Consider the following 20152-nt stretch of genomic DNA (forward strand, 5'->3'; position numbering starts at 1 on the left):
GTCTTTACCCTTGTTTCTTTAAGGCCAAGGCCTGCACCCAGTCGGTTCCGGCTTCGCGCTCGAGCACGATGGCCCGCGCCCTGACAAACACCACCGCAAAGGCATAGGCCCAGAAGGCAAAGGTCATCAGCAGCATGGAAGTCAGCATGGTGCTGGCCATCTTGGGCGCGGCCGTCATGCTGATAGTCGCCCCCTGGTGCAGGGTGTTCCACCAGCGCACCGAGAAGTAAATGATGGGCACATTCACCGCACCGATGATGGCCAGCAGGGCACCGGCATGGTCGGCACGGCGCACATCGTCAATGGCCTCGACCAGGGCCATGAAGCCCAGGTACAGAAACAGCAGGATGAGCTCGGAGGTCAGGCGCGCATCCCACACCCACCAGGCGCCCCAGGTGGGCTTGCCCCAGAAGGCACCGGTCCACAGGGCCAGAAAGGTGAAGGCCGCACCGGTGGGCGCAATCGCCCGGGCCATCATGGAGGCCAGGCGCGCATTGGCAGCCCAGCCAAACGCGGCCCATCCTGCCATGGCCAGGTACAGCACCATGGACATCCAGGCGGCGGGCACATGGATGAAGATGATGCGGTAGGCGTCGCCCTGGGTGGCGTCGGTGGGCGCCACAAAGAAGCCCACGTACAGACTCCACACGGCCAGCACGGCGGCGGTGGCGTACAGCCAGGGCACGCACCAGCCGGCCAGTGCGTAAAAGCGCTTGGGAGCGGCAAAGGTAAAAAGTCTTGGCAGTTTGTTCATACGGATATTCGCAAGGCGGCCGCCGTGGCCACAGGGGCTCCCAGAGAGGTCAACAACAGCATGGCCCCCAGCAGGTAGAAGTGGGCATGGGGTGCCAGACCGGCTTCGGCTGCGGACACCGCACCGGCACCAAAAATCAGCACGGGTATGCACAGGGGCAGCACGATCAGCAGGATCAGCACCGCCGAATTGCGCAGCCCCAGGGTCAGGGCCGCACCCATGCCGCCCATGAGGCTGAGAATGGGCGTTCCCAGCAAAAGCCCCAGCGCCATCAGGCCAATCGCCTCCCAGGACAGACCAAACAGCAAGCCCAGCAGGGGAGACACTAACAGAAGCGGAACACCCGTCATCAGCCAGTGGGCAATGCACTTGGCCGCGGCCAGTTCGATGGCCGAGAGCTGCGAAATCAGCATCTGCTCCAGCGAACCGTCGGCATGGTCACTGGTGTACATGGTGCCCAGCGACAGCATGGTGGACAACAGGGCACAGACCCAGACGATGCCGGGCGCAATCTGCCTGAGCGTGGCCGCCTCCGGCCCCACGCCCAGCGGAAACAGGCTGGCCGCCACCACAAAGAAGACCACGGGCAGCAAGGCCTCGGCCGGGCGCCGGCTGGCCAGCTTCAGGTCGCGCGCCAGGATGGCCATCATGGGGCTCACTTGCGCGTGCCCTCCAGGCGCAGTTCCTGCAAAGCAACCCCATCGGGGCGGACCGGAATGTGGCTGGTAAACAGCACCGTGCCGCCGCGCTGCACGTTCTCCACAAACAGCTGCTGCACCAGGGCCAGGCCGGCGTCATCCAGTGCGTCAAAGGGTTCATCGAGCACCCAGAAGCCGGGGCGCTCTTCCAGCGCCAGACGGGCCAGGGCCACGCGCCTGCGCTGGCCTTGCGAGAGCATGCGCACCGGCAGCTTGCGGCGGTGGTGCACACCCATGCGGCGCAGGGCCGCTTCCATGCGTTCGGCGGAGCAGCTGCGGCCATGCACGGTGGTCATGAAATGCAGGGCTTCGAGAGCCGTGAGGTCGTCCTTGAGGGCGTTGGCGTGGCCCATGTAGACCAGGCGCGCCTTGTAGTCTTCAGACTGTGCCAGGGGCTGCCCGCCCCAGCTGAGCTGGCCGCCGTCGGGGCGTGAGAGCCCGGCAATCACCCGCAGCAGGCTGGTCTTGCCGCTGCCGTTGGAGCCGCGCAGCCATACCAGTTGCCCGGCCTGCAGCTCGAAATTCAAGGCCTTGAAGAGAACCTCGTTGCCCCGGCGAACGGTCAGGTCCTGGGCCCGCACGCCCGCGCCCTGTTCGTTGTGAAGAGTCAAATCTGTTGCCAAGGTAAATGTGGATCAAGCCAGCGGGGCCAAACGCTGCCCAAGCGCTGCGCGCTGCAGACGGCCCGGGTGCCAAGTCATTATCGCCTACGCCCACTGCCAGACCATGACGCAAGTCAAGCTAGTTCGCCCGGCTTGTAAGCACCGGTAAAGCGCCCTGCATCATCTGGAAGATTCGTTAGGGTTTTCTTAAAGTGGGGCTGCGGTCCAGGCGTACCAGGGAGCAACGATGGGGCCTGTGATGTCCCAAATCGACATATAGACTTTTTTGCCATAGAAGAAGGGCATGCCCCAGGCAAAGGTGGTGGTGTCCGGCGCACCTGATGTCATGGGCACATAACCCGCAGCATTGCCAAAGGCGGTGTTGCGGGTCGAACTCAGCGCCTCAAAATTGCCAATTTGAAAGGGCACGGCCACCGTATCGGCCAGCGGGGGCGGCACCGGGCCGTCACCATCCGAGAGCAGCGCTTCGACGTTCATCTTGCCCGGTGGACAGTACCAGGTCGAACCCCTGCAGGTGGCAATGGACGGGTCGTAGAAAAACAGGGCATTGGTGCCGGTATCGAGGTAACTGTTGGCGAAGGTCATCCCGTTGAACTGGGTGGTGATGCTGAGATACGAGTCCGGGTTGAGCGCCATACCCACGCCCAGCTTGACCTTGCGGACACCTGTGGGCACCGTGTTGTTGGCCCGCGTGTCCACACCCAGGATCAACTCGCCGCTGGCAGTGGCAGCGCCCGGTTGACCGTCCGGAATGGCAGGCATGACCAGCGCGACCCCGCCACTGAAAGCCGTAGCCAGTGCCGACACCGGATTGGAAACCTGAAAGGGTACGTCCATGGGGGCCAGGCTGCAGGCTGTGGGGTCACTCGTGCCCTGCGGGCACATGTAATAGAGCACCGAAGACCCCGTGAAAATGTTGTTCGGGCGGTCCTGGTATTGGCCGAACTTGCAGTCCGAGCCGCAATCCAGGTTGGTACTGCCTATGCCCAGAATGCCGTTGGCCCCCAGGCTGCCAGCCGAGCTCAGGATGTTGGAGTTTTGCGCCGTGGAGTTGGTCACATCGAGGCAGTTGGCCGTGGGCGCAAGTGCTCCCTGGTCATCGATGAGCTGGATGGCAACCGGCGGGAAGGTGGTCTTCTGCGTGCCCAGGATGATGTCGGCTTTTACGTTGGCGCCCCACAGACCGCCGATCACAAACGGAAAACATTGCCAGGCGTTTTGCACTGGGGCCAGGTTCGCGGACAGCTGGATGGGCGGCAGCACCGCGTGGACAACCTTGCTGGCCAGCACGCGCAGGCCCACCGAGCCGGTGTCCACGATCACATGGTCGATGGTGTCACACTGCGTGGCATCGCCCGGCGTGCAAACCTTGACCGTGGCGTAAAGCAAATTGGTGTTGATGCCGAAGGACTGTGGACCTTCCTCCACCTTGATTTGCAGGTTGTTCTCGGTCTGCACAAAGTTGGTGGCCACGGCCGGGCTCAAACCCAGGCTGTTGAGCCCGCTTCCGCTGATCGTGGTGGTGGTGGAACTGCCGCCTCCGCACCCTGCCAGAAAGGCGGGCACAGCAAGGGCCAAGGCAAGCCAGGAGATCCGTTTCACGCGGCGGTCAACCTTGTCCGAGGGTCTGGAAACGCATGCCGGCAGGCAGCATGGAGGGCCTGTAGGCAAAGCCCCGGTACACATTCAGGTGGGCCGAAGACTGCACCACCAGGTCCGCGCCATCGTGGCGAAACTGCCGCTGGATGCCGCCCCGCTGCGCAGCCGCCTGCACGGCGTCGTTGTACTTGCCGTACGAGCTGCCCAAGAGGCTGAAGAGGTCGGGCTTGTACAGGGTGGTCCAGTTCACCGCAAACACCTGCCCGTTGCCCGCGACGAACTGGCGCACACGCGAACCATCGGCCATCTTGAGTTCATGCACGGTGTACTGCGCAGCGCGCACCTGGGAATGCTGTGCGCGCATGCGCACCCGTGCGCTGTCGATGGAGCTCTCTGCCTCACCCAGGCCGGCCCAGGCCGGTGATGCAGCCAGCAGGCCCAGCAGCAGCCAGCGCGCCGGGCTACTGGAAGTCATAGCGGTAGCCCAGGTAGAAGAACACGGATTCGCCGGTTTCGTGGTTGGTCAGGCCGTCGGTCTGCGAGGTCTCGTAAATGCCCTCGGCCATCAGGTTGGCACGCTCCGAGAGTTTGTAGGAAACCCGCAGGCCAGGGGAGATGCGGCTGATCTTGGTCTGCGCGTTGTCGGTCTGGGTGTAGTAGCGGATGGACGGCTCCAGGCTGATCTTGTTGTCCATGAAGCCGGTCAGGTTGTTGTAGGCCAGCTGGGTGCCGTTCATGGTGCTGCTGGTGATGAAGCTCACGTTGAAGCCGTTGATGTCCCGGCTGGAATACAGGTTGGAGCCTGTGAGCTGGAACGACACGTTGTACTGGGCGCCCGTGGCCGGTTGCGCCTGGAAGTTGCCCACCGCCGGCAGCGCACCCACCTCGCTGTACCGCAGGTCCATGGAGCCCTGCCATTTGCTGGACAGCGCGCGCGACAGGCTCACCATGGCCTGCCTGGCTTCGGCTGCGGTGGCCAGGGCAAAGCCCTGCACGGCAGCCATGCTGTTGGCTTGCAGCAGGCTGGACAGCGACGCGCCGCCCTGGCTGATCAGCGCGTCGCTGAGTTGCAGGCTGGGCGCCTTGCGGTCATCGAGCAGCATGGTCACGGTGGTGTCGTAAGGCCCCTGGAACGAGCCCTGCACCGTGAAGGCATTGATGGCATTGAAATTGATGTCGTAGTCCAGCTGCGCGTACATGGAGAGCGATTCGCCAAAGTAACGCAGCTCGGTGCCTATGGCGCGGCGGTCGGAGATGCCCTCGGTGGTCTGCTCCACCAGCGACACATTGCCGCCCCAGTGCTCGAACAGGTTGTCGGCCTCCAGCATCACACCGGCCAGCGCCTGCTGGGGTGCCGACACCAGGGTATTGGCAGGCACGCCCAGCATGGCGTCGACCTTGTAGTTTTCAGCCACCGGCAGGGCCATGGACACCCCGTCAAACAGGCCGAACAGCGAGCCGCCAATGGCCGACTGGCGGCCCACGCGCACATCCAGGCGGCTGGGCAAATGGCGGTAGTCCACGTAGGCCGCACTGACCAGGCCCTGGGTGGTGGAGCTGATCGCGCTTTCGCTGGCCAGGTTGTCCGAGCGCGAGCCCCGCATCACCAGCTTGGTGACGGAGTCATCGGTTTCGTAGCGGCCGGTGGCATCCCAGCTCGACACCAGCACCGACTGGTTGGTGCGGGTCAGGGTGCTTTGGTCAATGCCGGTGGCGATGTTGACCAGCGAGTCGGTCTTGGTCTGGCCGCCGTAGTAATACTGCGACACGCTGCCGGTGGCGCTGAGCCGCTTCTTGTCGGCCTTCAGGCCCGCACCGTCGGCCTTGGCTGTGGCGGCGGTGGCCACACCCAGACTGGCCAGGCGCTGCGTGATGCGGCCGGTGGCTTCCCCCTGCGGGTAGAGCTTCAGGTACAGCTGGTATTCGGCCCGCGCCTTGTCGGGCTGGCTCATGGCCTCCCAGGTCTGGCCAATGAGTTCCTGTGCGGCGGGGCTGGACGGATTGGGCGGCAGCATCAGGGCCTGGTTGGTGGCATCAATGGCGTCCTGGAAACGCCGCTCGGCAAAGGCGCTGCGGCCCTTGGCCAACAGCGCTTCACCCTGGCCGTCCACATCGCTCACGGCGGTTTCGATCTGCGGCTGAACGCTTGGGGCTGCGGCCACGCTGGCAGCAGCGACTGGCGCTGCGGCAGCCGGAGCAGCTTTTGCCGCAGCCTCCGCCAGACTCAGCACGGCGGCCTGCGGAAAGCGCTCCAGCGCGCGCTGGCGCACGGCCTGCGCGTCCTGCTGGGTCTTGAAGAAGCCCAGCACCAGGTCCACACGCTTCACGCCCGCACGCTCGCTGGGCTGGGTGTAGACATCGTAGTTCTGGAACTCGGCGGGAATGCGCGGCATTTGCGCGCCCTGGTCGGCCAGTGTGGACTGCAGCACCACGGCAAAGCGGCGGTCCTGCGGGGCTTCGGCGGGTTCGGGCAGGGCGCCTTCGGCAGACAGGTCACCGGCCATGCGGCTCTTGAACACCAGGTCAATCGTGCGGGCACCCGGGCCCTGGCGCACCTGCAGCAAAACCTTTTCACTAAAGCGCAGGGTCAGCAGCTTGGTGGCCACCTTGGGCACCGGCACGTAGACCAGATCGATGCGCGGCCGGCCTGCTGCGGCACCCAGGCGCTTGCCTTCTTCCACGGTCTGGCCCGTCACCTGCTCGTCGGCGGCCACAATCTGGAAGCTCAGCTGCGCCAGGTCGGTGGCCGTAGCCGGGCTGGGTGCCTGGCGCAGAAAGCGCACGCTGGCGGAAAAGGTCAGGCGCGCCACGCTGGTGCCAGAGGCCTCCACCCAGTCCAGGCTCTCAATGGTTTGTGCGGCAGCCGCCTGCGCCAGCAGCGCCAAGGCTGCGCCTACGATCCAGACAATGCGTTTTGACATCTTTATTTACGGCGCTACCGGTATGGGCTTGGTGCGGGTGAGTCCGCGCATCTGGCGCGGAATCATTTCACCATTGGTCACGTGACAGCTGACACAGGTAAGCATATCCGGACTGGGCTTGTAGTTGGGTGAGAGATGCTGGTAGTTCACCGGCTTCCAGCCCATGTTCATGGTCTTGTGGCAGCTGTCGCAGGAGCGTGCACTCATGAAGTGACCGGCCGGCTTGCCCGATGCGCCCATGCCGTTGTGGCAGGCCTGGCAGGTGTTGGGTGACACGCCGCTGTGGTTGAACTGGGCCGGGGTCCAGGTGGTGGTGCGGTGACAGGTGTCGCAGGAACTGCTCACCATCAGGTGGCGCGCAGGCATGCCGGAGGCGGACTTGCCGTCGTGGCAGGTCTTGCACTGGCCCACGGCCACACCCTTGTGGTCAAAGCTGTTGCCCAGGGACCCGCGGCTGGGCCTGCTGGTCAAGATACCGGGGCGCAGACGGTCGGCTCCGGGGCTGACCAGGGCTTCGCGCATGACCGGGCGCTGCAGGGCGCGGAAGCCGCCCAGGTCATGGCAGTTGCTGCAGTCATTGGGTGCTTTGCGGTTGGCTGTCGTGTGCTTGCTGGCGACGCGCACCTTCAGGTCGAGCACACCGAACCAGGACATGCCCAACTCGTGGCATTGCTGGCATTGCACGCCGCCCAGCTTGACGTTGTTGTGAGGCGTGGTGCTGCCCGGCTTCATGAGCATGCCGGAGAAGGACGTGAAGTTGGCGTGGCAGCCATTGCAGTCGGTATTGCCAATCGGCACGTGGGGGCCCTTGGCGTCCTTGAGCATGGGCTGGTAGGCGTTCTGCGGTGGCGGCGTGGCACAGGTGGCCTGTGTGGCGCAACCGGTAAACGGCGCCGTGCCGCTGATGCCACCGGTACCCACGGTGTGGCAGGTCACGCAGGTCTTGGTGCCGATGGTGGCGGCCGTGAAGGTCTGCAGGCCCGGCGTGATGCCGGTATGGATGCCGGTTTTGATCAGCGTGGCCACCGAGTAATCGGCACCGTGGCAGGTGGAGCAGGCCGAACCCTTGGTGGGCATGTGGCCTGCGGGCAGGCCGGCGGCCGTGAAGGCGGTGGTGCCGCTGTGGCACTGCGAGCAGTCACCCGTGGCCAGGCCGCCCACGGCGTGCGCCGCATCGGCCACGCTGTACTGGGTGGCCGCGGCAATCGGGCGGGTCTGGAAGCCGGTGTACGAGGCGCCGGTGGTAACCACCGTGGGGCTGATGGGGTACAGGTCCACACCCATCCAGCGGTAGTTGGCTTCATGGCAGGCCTTGCAGGCAAAGCCGGTGCTGTTGGCGTGGATCATCACGCCGGTGGGCTTGGGCAGCCTGAAGCCGCTGCCCGGCACGGGCTTGCTGCCGGTCACGGTGGACAGGCCGCTTGGCGTGGAGCCCATGTGGCAGGTCTCGCAGGCTGCGGTGTAGGGGATATGCGAAGTCAGGCCCTGCGGTGCGGTCTTGGGCGCCACCACGATGGAGCTCACACCGGTGAAGCTGGTCGATGTGATGCTGGGGCCGTGGCAGGTGGCGCAACCGGTGGTCACGCCGCTGTGGCTGTAGAGCGAGCCCGAGAACTTGTTGCCATCCACCACGGTGGTACTGGTCATGCTGCTGCCGCTGCCAATGTGGCAGGTCTCGCAGGCCGTGGTGCCAAACGGGATGTGCTTGGCATCGGGCGCCTTGATGGAAAAACCATTGGCCGGGATGGCGTACTTGGCCGCGTTGGTCACGCTGTGGCAGGTGGCGCAGGTGCTGCCCGACAAGGCGTTGGCGTGGACATTCGTCACCGTGACGGGGGCCCCGAAGTTCAGCGGATTGGTGGCGGTGTGGCAGGCCGTGCAGGCCACGGGGTTCACCGGAATGTGGTTGGCCGGTTTGGCGTCCACCCGGAAGTTGACCGTGCTGCCGTGGCATTGCGAGCAGTCTGCCGTGCCCGTGGGGTGCGAGGCGTCATTGATCGAGTAGCCGGTGCCACCGCCGAAGGGACGCGCCTGGAAGCCGGTGTAGGTGCCGCCCGTGGTGAAGACGCTGGTGCGCGGGTACAGGGCCACGCCCAGCCAGGAGTAGCCCTTCTCGTGGCAGCTGTTGCAATTGGCATTGACGCCGGTGTGCACCATGTCGCCGCTCGGGATGGGGGTCTTGAACAGGGTGGACCCCAGCGCCGGCACCGTGGTCACGCCCACCAGGGTGGTGGGTGTGCTGCCCAGGTGGCAGGCCTCGCACTGGGCATTGACCGGGGACGGAATGTGCGCGTTGGTGCCAGGCGGTGTGGTGGCGGGCAGGACCACCAGGGCCTTGACACCATAGAAGCTGCTGGCCGAGACGCCTGCGCCGTGGCAGGTGTCACAACCGCTGGTGATGCCGCTGTGGCTGAACCTGCCGCCCACAAAGGTGTTGGGAGCCACGCCGCCGCTCAGCGCAATCAGGCCGCTGGGCACGCTGGTGTGGCAGACCTCGCAGGCCAGGCTGGTGGGAATGTGCGCCGGCGCCAGGCCCGACATGGCCTTGGGTGTCACGCCGTCAAAAGGAATGGCAGCGGTGCTGCCGTGGCAGTTGGCACAACCCGCCGTGACGCCGGTATGGCTGTAGGCCGAGTTGCTGAACTTGGCACTGTTGCCCACCGGCAGGCTCATGCTGGAGGTCACGCCACCGGTGGTGATGTGGCAGGACTCGCAGCCCAGGCCGGCCATGTCCACGTGGGTGCCCGACACCGTCTTGATGGGCGGGTTCATGCTGGCCATGGTGTTGTAGTAGGCGGCGTTGGTGGCGCTGTGGCACTGGGCGCAGTTGGTGCTGCTCGACGGTGCATACAAGTGGATGTTGGCAATCGTGGGCATGACCGCGAAGTCCACATTGGTGTGGCAGGACGTGCAGGTGGCCCCGGTCTTGATGGGGATGTGGTTGCCCGGCACGGCGCTGGCCGTGAAGTCGGCCATGCTGGCGTGGCAGTTGGAGCAGTTGCCGGTGGCCGGGTGCGTGGTGTCCTTGACGAAGAAGGTGCCTGCGGAGGCTTGTGGCCGGGTCTGGAAGCCCTTGAACGGTGCCACGGTGGTGATGGGGTACTGGCCCATGCTCATCCACACCATATTGGTTTCGTGGCAGGTCAGGCAGTTACCGGTGGTGCCGGCGTGGATCATGCTGGCCGTGGGTGTGGGCGCCAGGAAGCCGCTGCCGGGTGCTGCCTTGACCGCAACGCCGGGCACCAGGGTGGAGGGCGTGCTGCCCAGGTGGCAGTTTTCGCACACCGTGGTGGTGGGCAGGTGCGAGCCGGCGCCGGGCGTCGAGGACGGCGGCATCACCACGATCTTGGAGATGCCGTAGAAGGTGCTGGATGTCACGCCCTGCCCGTGGCAGGCCGCGCAACCGGTGGTGATGCCGCTGTGGCTGAACTGCGCACCGGCAAAGGTGGTCATGCCGCCGCTGGCACCGGCCAGGGGTATCAGCATGGAAGGGATGTTGTTGGTGTGGCAGACCTCGCAGGCCATGCTGCTTTTCACTGGCACGTGGGCCGGTGTCAGGCTGGAAATGGTCTTGGGAGTGACGCCATAGAAGGTGGTGCTGTTGACCGTGCTGCCGTGGCAGGTGGCGCAGCCACTGGTGACACCGGCATGGCTGTAGGCCGAGTTGCTGAACTTGGCGCCGTTCTTCACCGGCAGGGTCAGGCTGGAGTTGCTGCCCACGTGGCAGGTTTCGCAGGCTTGGCCCGCCATGTCAATGTGCTTCTGGGGCACGCCCACCAGCGCCGGGCTCATGCTCGGCATGGCGTAGGTCACAGCTGCGGCTGCGCTGTGGCATTGGTCACAGCCGCTGTTGGTGCTGGGTGCGTTGGCGTGGATGTCTGCCAGCGTGGGCATGACCGAGAAGTCCGGGTTGGTGTGGCAGCTCGCGCAGCCCGACGTGGGGGCCGTGGGTATGTGGTTGTTCGGCTTGGACGGCGAGGTGAAGGCGCTGCCGGTGTTGCCGTGGCAGTTGGAGCAGTCGCCCGTGGCGGGGTGCAGCGGATCCTTGACGAAATAGGTGCCGAAGCTGGTTTTTTGCGGGCGGGTCTGGAAGCCCGAATACGGCGCCACCTGGCTGGCAGGGTAGACATCCATGCTCATCCAGACATTGGGCGTCTCATGGCAGGTGGAGCAGTTGCTGGTGATGCCGTTGTGGATCATGGCGGAGGTGGGCGCTGGCTGTTTGAAGCCACTGCCCGGCAGGCTCGCAGTCGCCACACCGGGCACCAGGCCCGCGGGCGTGCTGCCCAGGTGGCAGCTTTCGCAGGTGGTGGAAGACGGTATGTGCGAGTTGGCGCCCGGCACGCTGGAGGGCGGCATCACGATGATCTTGCTGACTCCAAAGAAGCTGGAGCCGGTGATGGTGGGGCCGTGGCAGGTGGCGCAATCGCTGGTGATACCGGCGTGGCTGAACTGGGCGCCGGCAAAGGTCTTCATGCCGGCGGCTGGCACCAGGCCGGTGGGCACGCTGTTGGTGTGGCAGACATCGCAGCCGGTGGAGTTGGCCACGGGCAGGTGGGCCGGACTCAGGCTGCCCATGCTCTTGGGCGTGACGCCAAAGAAGGTGCCTGCGCCGACCAGCATGCCGTGGCAGGTGGAGCAGGTTGCGGTGGCGCCCAGGTGGTTGAACAGGGAGCCGGAGAACTTGGCGCCGTTGGGCACGGGTGTGGCCGCAATGCTGGAGCCTGCACCCACGTGGCAGCCTTCGCAGCCCAGGCTGCCCATGTCAATGTGGTCACCGGGCGGGGACACGATTTTGGGCACCATGCTGGCCATGGTGTTGTAGAAGGCGGCGTTGGCGTCGCTGTGGCAGGTGTCGCAACCCGTGGCCGTGCTCACCGTGTTGGCATGGATGTCGGCCATGGACGGCATGACCGAATAGTCCCCCGTGGGGCTGGTGTGGCAGGCCGCGCAGGCGGCGTTGGTCGGGATGTGGTTGGCCGGCTTGGTGGGTGCCGCAAACGCCGTGAAATTGCTGTGGCAGTTGGAGCAGTCGCCCGTGGGGGGATGCGATCCGTAAACCACATTGAAGCCCGAATTGACCAGGCTGGGCCGGGTCTGGAAACCGGTGTAGCTGGCGCCTGGCGTCGCAACGGACGAGTTGATGGGGTACTGGCCCATGCTCATCCAGACCATGCCGGTGTCGTGGCAGGTGTTGCAGCTGCCACTCACACCCGCATGGATCTGGCTGGCCAATGGCACGGGCGTCATGAACTTGCTGTTCGGCGGGGCATTCGGCGCCGTGGCCGGTATCAGGCCCGCCACCGGGCTGGTGCTGTGGCAACTCTCGCAGTTGGTGGAGGTGGGCAGGTGCGAGGAGGCGCCAGGCGGGCTGGTGGGCGGCATCACGATCTGGCTCACGCCATAGAAGGCGCTGGTGGACACGCCGGGGCCGTGGCAGGTGTCGCAACCCGCGTTGATGCCGTTGTGGCTGAACTGGCCACCCGCAAAGGTGGTCATGCCCGGGGCGGGCACCAGCATGGCCGGCACGCTGCCCACGTGGCAGGTTTCGCAGGCCGAACCGGCCTGCACCGGCACGTGGCTGGGCGACAGGCTGGAGATGGTTTTGGGCAGGATGTTGTAGAAGGTGGTGGCGTTGACGTTGGCGCCATGGCAGGCATCGCAGCCGGTGCTGATGCCGCTGTGGCTGAACAGCGAGCCGGAGAATTTGGCGCCGTCCTGCACCGGCAGTGCCGTGATGCTGGAGCCCACACCCACGTGGCAGCTCTCGCAGCTGTTGGCCAGCGTGCCCATGCCAATGTGCTTGGCCGGTGGCGACACGATGGCCGGCTTCATGGAGGCCATCAGGTTGTATTGGGCGGCTTTGGCCTGGCTGTGGCAACCCGCACACGCGGTAGCGGTTGGTGCAGCGTGGATATCCGTGACGCTGGGCATCTGCGAATAGTCCACACTCTTGTGGCAGGCGGCACAGGCCGCAGAACCTACGGGTATGTGGTTGAGCGGCACCACGCTGACGTTGAAATCAATCTGGCTGCCGTGGCAGTTGGAGCACTCACCGGTGACCGGGTGCGGCGTGTCGTCCCGGACAAAGTAGGTACCCCCCGCGCCCGGCTGCGGCCGCGTCTGGAAACCGGTGTAGGGCGCCACCGTGCTGATGGGGTACTTGTCCATGCCCACCCACACATAGTTGGTGTCATGGCAGGAGGCGCAGCCGCCCTTGGCACCGGCGTGGATCTGCGCCGCTGTGGGGGTGTAGAGGGTGTAGAAACCGGTGCTGCCGGGCGCCGTGCTGGGGGCCACTGCCGGCACCAGGCCTGGCGGCACGGCGTTGTGGCAGCTCTCGCAGGTGGTGACGGTGGGCAGGTGCGAATTGGGACCCGGTGCGCCCGAGGGCGGCATCACCACGATGCGGCTGACGCCATAGAAACTGCTGCCGGTGACGTTGGGGCCGTGGCAGCTGGCACAGCCTGAACTGATGCCGCTGTGGCTGAAGGCCGAGTTGGCAAACTTGGCGCCGTTCTGCACTGGCAGGGTCAGGCTGGAGTTGGCGCCCACGTGGCAGCCTTCGCAGCCCACGTTGGCCACGTCGGCAATGTGGCCGTTGGGTGGCGAGACGATGGTCATGGTGGCCATGGCGTACTGGGCCGCCTTGCCCTTGCTGTGGCAATCCGCGCAGAGGCTGCCGGCTGGCGTATTGGCGTGGATGTCGACCAGTGCGGGCACCGTGGAGAAGTTGCCCGCCTTGTGGCAGTTCGAGCAGGCCGCTCCGGTGGCCACCGGAATGTGGTTGCCAGGCATGGCAGACGCCAGGAAGGCCGAGCCCACGCTGTGGCAGTTGGAGCAGTCGCCTGACAGGGGGTGCGTTGCGTCGGGTATGGAGTAGATGCCGCCACCGATCATGGGACGGGTCTGGAAGCCCGTATAGGGTGCGCTGGTGGTGCGGGCGTACTCGCCCATGCCCAGCCAGGCGTAGGGGGACTCGTGGCAGCTGGCGCAGTTGCCGCTGACGCCGGCGTGGATCATGGCCGGTGTGGGCGCTGGCGACCTGAAGCCGCTGCCCGGAATGGCGTGTACGGCGTTGACCGACAACTGACCGGTGGGCGTGTTGGCGCTGTGGCAGGTTTCGCAGGTGGTGAAACCGGGTATGTGGCCGGTGCCCGCACCGCTGGCGGGCATCAGCACGATGCTGCCTATGCCAAAGAAGTTGCCCGCACCGAGGTTGACGTCGGGCCCGTGGCAGGCGGCGCAGCCGCTGCTGATGCCGGTGTGGCTGAACATGGAGCCGCTGAAATGGTTGCCGTCCTGCACGGGCAACTGCAGGCTGCTGCCCGCACCGACGTGGCAGACCTCGCAGCTTTGTCCGTTCATGGCGATGTGGTTGCCCGGTGCCCGCACGATCGTCATGTTGGGCCTGGAGTAATAGGCGGCGGCTTCGGTGCTATGGCAGAGCTGGCAATTGGCGTTGGCCGAGGGCGCAAAGGCGTGAATGGCCCGCATGCTGGGAACCACCGCGTAATCGGTGCTGGTGTGGCAGGCCGAACACGACACCTTGGCCGTGGGGATGTGGTTGGTGGGGATCTTGGGGCCGGTGAACTGCAGTGTGGTGTGGCACTGGTCGCACGACGTGTTCTGGTTCAGGATGGCCAGGTGGGTGGCAATCCTTCGGGTTGGTTTTGACGTTCGGGTGCGGATGGTTGGAGGCGTGGCAGCTCTGGCAGCTCAGCGACTGCACCAGGGTATGGCTGAAGGTGTTGGTGGCGTCCACGAACTGCGACAGGCTGGCCATGTGGCAGGTCTCACAGCTGATGTTGGCCGTCGGGATGTGGTTGGTCGGCATGACCGTGGCAGCGCGCGGGTTGTTCCAACCGTGGCAAGAGGCACAGTCCTTGGGCGTGCCCTTGAATACACCCTTGACGTGACAGGTCTCGCAACGGGCGCTCTGGTGCAGGCCGTTGAGCACAAAGCCGGTGCTGGCATGGTCAAAGTCAGAGCTCTGGGTCTGGGCCTGGGCCAGGGGGGCAGAGCCCAGTTGAAAAAGCACGAAAGCCAGCAACGCCATCAGGCCACGCAGGCCCTGCAGCCCCAGGAGCCTGTGCATGGGCGCTAACAAGTTCTTCAGGTTGCCCATGGGGTACTCCCTCTTTCGTCACTGTATTTTGTTGTCATTTGTCGGCTCCCTGCCCCACGCGGCTCTTCACTTTTTTCCAGCTCTCCACCTGGTGGCACTGGTCGCAGCGCGGGCCGAAGCCGCCGCTGTGCACATCGTCCGATCGGTGACAGGCCACACACGAGGTGCCCAACGGCGCGGCATCCTTGCCCGCAGGCGCTGCCTGCTTGTGGCAGGCGGCGCAGGCCACCTTGGCATGCGAGCTCTCCAGCCGGTACTTGGTGCGGGTGTCATGGTCGAACGTCCAGGTCGTCCAGGCACGCGTGCTGTGGCACGACTCGCAGTTCACACCAAAAACCAGTTTGTGTTTATCTTCCTTTTTATGGCACGAATAACAATCCCGCGCCGCATCTTTGTAACGAAGTGTCAGGTGGCAGGTCTTGCATTCGGCCACGATGTGGCGCCCGGTGAGCGGGAAGCGGGATTTGCCGTGGTTGAAGCTGGTGCCCTTCCAGGCCTTGTCGTTGTGGCAGGTCTCGCACTTGTCGCCCAGCTGGGTTTCGTGCTTGTCATCCTTCTTGTGGCAGGCCAGGCAGGGCAAGGGCGTGTTGCGGAAGCTGGTCAGGTCCTTGTGGCAGGCGCTGCATTTCACACTGGGTGCGGCATGGGCGTTGCGCAGCTGGAACTTGGTGCGGTCGTGCTTGAAGCGGCCTTCGGTGTTCTTCCAGTCCTGGGCGTTATGGCAGTCGCCGCACTCCTTGCCCAGGTTGGCCTTGTGCTTGTCGTCCTTCAGGTGGCAGCCTATGCATTCCTTGGGCGCTTCCTTGTACATGACGCTCTTGTGGCATTCCTTGCATTCCACCTTGGCGTGCTTGCCGGCCAGGGGGAACTGGGTTTTTTCGTGGTCAAACTTGGCCACTTCTTTCCAGTTTTTCTCGGTGTGGCAGGCCGCGCAATTGGTGCCCAGGGACTCCTTGTGCTTGTCGTCCTTCTTGTGACAGGCGTAGCACTCCTGCTTGGGCTTTTCCTTGTACAGGTTGCCGCTGTGGCAGTCCTTGCAGGCAGTGGTGCGGTGCTTGCCGCGCAGGTCAAACTTGGTGTCGTTGTCGTGGTTGAAGCTCGACGGCTTCCAGGCCTTGGTGCCGTGGCAGGTTTCGCACTTCTCGCCGTACAGGCCCTTGTGGCCCTTCTGGTCATCGATCTTGCGGTGGCAGGCGTAGCAGTTCTTGGGCGTGTCCTTGTAGACGTTGTCCTTGTGGCAGTCGGTGCACTTGGCATCCACGTGCTTGCCGGTCAGGGGAAACTTGGTGGTCTCGTGGTCAAACTTGGCCTCTTTCCAGTCGCTCTCGGTGTGGCACTCGGCGCACTTGGGGCCCAGGGCGCCCTTGTGCTTGTCGTCTTTCTTGTGGCAGCTGTTGCAGTCCTGGGCCGCTTCACGGTATTTCTTGCCCGCCACATGGCATTTGTCGCAGGCCGCTTTTTCATGCTTGCCCTTCAGGGCGTAGTCGGTCTTGCTGTGGTCGAATTTCTTCTGGTCGAACTCGGCAGACTTCAAGTCGCGTCCCTTGTGCTCGGTGTGGCAGCTTTTGCAGGTCAGGGGCTGCTCCAGATGGCCGTGAAAGCCGGTCTTGCCGCGCATGTCGGCGCCCACCGGCTTGTGGCAGTCCATGCACAGGCCGTCCTGGGCCTTGCGGTCCAGCTTGACATGGCACTGCTTGCAGTCGTCTTCGTATTTGGCATGGCTTTGCGACAGCTTGCCCGGTGCCATGATGGACTCGATGCCTTGCGCCTGTGCGCCCGTTGCCAGCGCCAGGCCCAGCCACAGGAGCAGGCACAGCCCGCACCGCATCACCTGTTGGAGCAAAGTGGGGCGCGCCATGGTAGCCATTGCCTGCCTAGTACACGTGAACCGCGTAGACGTGGACCAGTGCGGTCAGGATCAGCACGTACACAAACGGGATATGCGCCACATGCCAGAGTGACAGCAGGAAGGAATACGACGAGAACTGGGCCACGCGCACAACAGACTCCAGATACCTTCCGACCATTTTCCTGGCCCCCTTGCGTCTGCGCCTGAGGTCTTCCGGCGTCCACTTCTGGCTCACCGCCATTCTGGCCAGCAAGGTTTCCAGCTCCTTGACGCACTGGCGGTAGGTGCTGAGTTGCAGCAGCGGAAGCCACACCACCGCACGGACCAGATGCAACAGGCCCGCGTGGGGTGCGAGTTCCCTTTGCTCAAAGTCCTTGAGGCGCTGTTCGACGGCAGGCGCAAAGGCCAGGCGCGACCTGGCATCTTCCCGGTCCAGGCCAGCCCGGCTCAGGAGGTCCTGCAGACTGCTCTGCTCCCCGTGCAAGCCGCGGTTCACGCGCTGGAAAATAAATCGTCCGGCAACCCCGCTTCCCGCCACCAGCAGCATGCTGTAGAGCGCCACGGCCGCGTTCAGGGAGTTGGTCTGGAAGTTGGAATGCAGCAGGATGGCCAGCGGACCCAGAATGCCCAGCACAATGTGCATCCAGAACCAGCCGCGGATGTTGCCCCATCCATACGCAAACCGGATATGTTTGCGCAGCGGGTAGGCCAGCACCACCAGCATCATCACGGAGCCGGCAACGCCTATCCAGTAGCCCGTGTCGTCCCCCGGCTCGAAGAGGCCCAGCAAGCTGATGCGCCAGGTACCCCAGATCAGAAGGGCCAACACCAGATAAACAAGCGTGTCAGCCGTCAGCATCTCAAGGGATGATTTTTGTTCGGCTTGGCTGACCGGCGTTGTTTTATCTGCAGCTGTATTCATCGTCTGTTCCGGGCAAAAATTGCCATGCATCCACTCCCTGACTCCTCAGGATAGCAAATGCCAAGTGCGACGATACGAAAAAGCTGTTACAAAGTTCTTAAGAGAACACACACCACACGCATATGTGTGATTCAAGCTACATGTCCAGGCGTTTATTTTCTGCTGGCGCCTGAACGACAGGCCTGCAAACGCCGATCCCTGATGCCCTAGGCCTTGGCCAGCGCCGCATCCAGCACTTCCACCCAGTGGCGCACCGGGTTGGCCGTGCCGCTTTGCAGGTGGGTAATGCAGCCAATGTTGGCGCTGATGATGGTCTCTTTTTCCGCCGGCTGCAGGTTCTGCAGCTTGCGGTCACGCAGCTGGTAAGACAGTTCCGGGTTCAGCACCGAGTAGGTTCCTGCCGAGCCGCAGCACAGATGCGCCTCGTTGCCGGCCAGGCGCACCGCAAAGCCCAGCTCGGCCATGTGCTGCTCCACTCCACCGCGCAGCTTCTGACCGTGCTGCAATGTGCATGGCGGGTGAAACACCAGGCCGGGCTTGGGGCCATCCCGGAGCTTGTCCTTGAGTGCGGGCACGAGCTCGGGCAGCAGTTCGCTCAGGTCGCGCGTGAGCTCGCTTAAACGGGCGGCCTTGGCTGCATAGGCCGTGTCGTCCCGCAGGATATGTCCGTACTCCTTGACCGTGACGCCGCAGCCCGAAGCATTCATGACCAGGGCTTCCACGCCGCTGCCGGAGCCGGGCGCTATCAGCGGCCACCAGGCGTCAATGTTGGCGCGCATTTGGGCGCGGCCGCCGTCCTGGTCGTTCAGATGGAATTTGACGGCGCCGCAGCAGCCCGACTTGGGCGCCACCACGCTCTGGATGCCCGCAGCATCGAGCACGCGGGCGGTGGCGGTATCGATGTTGGGGGCCATGCTGGGCTGGGCACAACCGGCCAGCAACAGCACCTTGCGTGCATGGCTGCGGGTGGGCCATTGGCCCGCGTTCTGTTTGGCCGGCACCTTGTTTTGCAGGCTGGCGGGCAGCAGGGGGCGCAGCAGCTGGCCGATTTGCATGGCCGGGGCAAACAGGGGCGAGGGCAGGCCTTCCTTCAGGGCCCAGCGCACCGCCTTTTCGGCCGCGGGGCGGGGCACCTTGGCATCCACCAGCTTGCGGCCAATGTCCACCAAGTGGCCATAGTCCACGCCGCTGGGGCAGGTGGTTTCGCAGTTGCGGCAGGTCAGGCAGCGGTCCAGGTGCAGCTGCGTGGCGCGTGTGGGGGTCTGCCCCTCCAGCACCTGCTTCATCAGATAGATGCGGCCGCGCGGTCCGTCGAGCTCGTCGCCCAGCAGCTGGTAGGTGGGGCAGGTGGCCGTGCAAAAGCCGCAGTGCACGCATTTGCGCAGAATGGCCTCGGCGGCCAGCCCGTCTGGCGTGCCCTGGTATTCAGGCGCGAGATTGGTTTGCATCGGGTGAGAGTCCGGGGTTGAAGAGGCCCTTTGGGTCAAAACTGGCCTTGAGGCGCTGGCTGACCCGTGCCAGGGCCGCGTCGGCGGGCGTCAAGGCATGTGCCTGAGCGGCCACGGGTTCTGTGCCCGGCACAAAGATGGCGGCACTTCCGCCGGCCTCCCGTGCGGCGGTCTGCACTTCTTGCGCCGCACCCGGCAAAGCCCAGAGCCAGCGCAAGCCGCCATGCCACTCGACAAAGGGCGCTGAGGGCAGGCGCACAACCGGTGCGGTTTGCGGCAGGCTCAGTCGCCAGAGCTGCGCGTCCGGCGCGGGAGGGCGGGTGAAGAAGGGCAATTGCTGGTTGCGGCAGAGCTCCCAGTCGGCGCTGGCTTGCGCCGGGTCCAGGCGCTGGCCCGGCACTTCTGCCAGCATCTTCTGGCAGGCGGCCTCCACGGCAGCCACGGCGCCGCGCAGGCGCACAAACAAGCAGGGCTTGGCGTCAACACCAGCCACCGAATCATCCAGCACCCAGCAACTGGCATTGAGCGGCAGGGGCTGGCCGCCCCAGCGGTGCAGGTGCTCCAGGGCCTGGGCCTGCTCCAGCACAAAGCACAGCGTGGCTTCGGCCGGCGCGCGCGGCAGCACCTTGAGCGAGACCTCGGTGAGCAAACCCAGCGTGCCCCGGGCGCCCACCATCAGGCGCGACACGTCATAGCCGGCCACGTTTTTCATGACCTGACCGCCAAAACTGAGGTGCTGGCCCAGGCCGTTGACCAGCTTGAGGCCCAGCACATAGTCGCGCACGCCGCCCACGCTGGCGCGCGCTGGCCCTGCCAGGCCCGCAGCCAGCATGCCGCCCACGGTGGCTGTCGACGCCTGCTCGGTGCTGGGCAGGGACCAGCGCAAGTGCGGCGGCTCAAAGGGCAGGCACTGGCCTTGCTCGGCCAACACGGCTTCGAGTTCAGCCAGCGGTGTGCCGCAGCCAACGGTGACCACCAGTTCGGTGGGCTCGTAGCTGAGGATGCCGCACAGGGTACGCGTGTCCAGCAGCGCTCCGTGGGAGCGGCCCAAAAAATCCTTGCTTCCACCGCCGCGCAGGCACAGGGCCTGGCCGTCGGCCCGGGCCGACTGCACCTGGTCGATTGCGGTTTGCAGTGCGTGATCCATGTTTGCCATGGCGCCGATGGTACGGGGTGCCTACAGCCTGGGTCGTGAATTATTTGAACGCCG

At 64.9% G+C, this 20152-nt stretch carries 12 protein-coding genes; all 12 read right to left on the reverse strand.

The features are described 5' to 3' along the window. Positions 1-4: 4 nt before the first annotated feature. The 12 genes from ccmC to glcE all read right to left on the reverse strand — a co-directional run bounded on the left by ccmC (position 5) and on the right by glcE (position 20098). Positions 5-754, reverse strand: coding sequence for a heme ABC transporter permease CcmC (ccmC, locus tag DIC66_RS18625; protein WP_117179687.1), 750 nt, complete (start codon positions 752-754; stop codon positions 5-7). Continuing rightward, a complete protein-coding gene (ccmB, locus tag DIC66_RS18630) occupies positions 751-1404 on the reverse strand; it encodes a heme exporter protein CcmB (RefSeq protein ID WP_117179723.1) in 654 nt (217 codons plus the stop codon). The genes ccmC and ccmB overlap by 4 nt, the downstream gene beginning before the upstream one ends. A gap of 5 nt (positions 1405-1409) precedes the next feature. Continuing rightward, the gene (ccmA, locus tag DIC66_RS18635) at positions 1410-2063 is read right to left on the reverse strand and encodes a cytochrome c biogenesis heme-transporting ATPase CcmA (RefSeq protein WP_158558946.1); all 654 of its coding nucleotides are present in this window, start codon (positions 2061-2063) and stop codon (positions 1410-1412) included. A 198-nt stretch (positions 2064-2261) separates the two neighbouring features. Continuing rightward, positions 2262-3677, reverse strand: coding sequence for a DUF3443 family protein (locus DIC66_RS18640; RefSeq protein WP_158558947.1), 1416 nt, complete (start codon positions 3675-3677; stop codon positions 2262-2264). Between the two features lie 7 nt (positions 3678-3684). Then, complete coding sequence (locus DIC66_RS18645) at positions 3685-4149, reverse strand: DUF2844 domain-containing protein (RefSeq protein ID WP_117179690.1); 465 nt, start codon at positions 4147-4149, stop codon at positions 3685-3687. Next, entirely contained in the window at positions 4136-6595 is a 2460-nt protein-coding gene (locus DIC66_RS18650; RefSeq protein ID WP_147321350.1) for a tetratricopeptide repeat protein, read from the reverse strand. The genes DIC66_RS18645 and DIC66_RS18650 overlap by 14 nt, the downstream gene beginning before the upstream one ends. A gap of 6 nt (positions 6596-6601) precedes the next feature. Beyond that, a complete protein-coding gene (locus tag DIC66_RS18655; RefSeq protein ID WP_117179692.1) occupies positions 6602-14092 on the reverse strand; it encodes a hypothetical protein in 7491 nt (2496 codons plus the stop codon). Beyond that, positions 14034-14723, reverse strand: a complete 690-nt coding sequence (locus tag DIC66_RS18660; protein WP_117179693.1) for a hypothetical protein — start codon at positions 14721-14723, stop codon at positions 14034-14036. Before DIC66_RS18660 ends, DIC66_RS18655 begins: the two co-directional genes overlap by 59 nt. A gap of 34 nt (positions 14724-14757) precedes the next feature. Then, the gene (locus tag DIC66_RS18665) at positions 14758-16581 is read right to left on the reverse strand and encodes a cytochrome C (RefSeq protein WP_117179694.1); all 1824 of its coding nucleotides are present in this window, start codon (positions 16579-16581) and stop codon (positions 14758-14760) included. Positions 16582-16597: 16 nt separating this feature from the next. Beyond that, complete coding sequence (locus DIC66_RS18670; protein WP_147321352.1) at positions 16598-17494, reverse strand: thioredoxin domain-containing protein; 897 nt, start codon at positions 17492-17494, stop codon at positions 16598-16600. Between the two features lie 206 nt (positions 17495-17700). Then, positions 17701-18942: a glycolate oxidase subunit GlcF gene (gene glcF, locus DIC66_RS18675; protein WP_117179696.1), complete on the reverse strand. Its 1242-nt coding sequence runs from the start codon at positions 18940-18942 to the stop codon at positions 17701-17703. Further along, complete coding sequence (glcE, locus tag DIC66_RS18680) at positions 18920-20098, reverse strand: glycolate oxidase subunit GlcE (RefSeq protein ID WP_338052517.1); 1179 nt, start codon at positions 20096-20098, stop codon at positions 18920-18922. The genes glcF and glcE overlap by 23 nt, the downstream gene beginning before the upstream one ends. Between the last annotated feature and the right edge of the window lie 54 nt (positions 20099-20152).

The organism is Rhodoferax lacus (assembly GCF_003415675.1).
GTDB lineage: Bacteria > Pseudomonadota > Gammaproteobacteria > Burkholderiales > Burkholderiaceae_C > Allorhodoferax > Allorhodoferax lacus.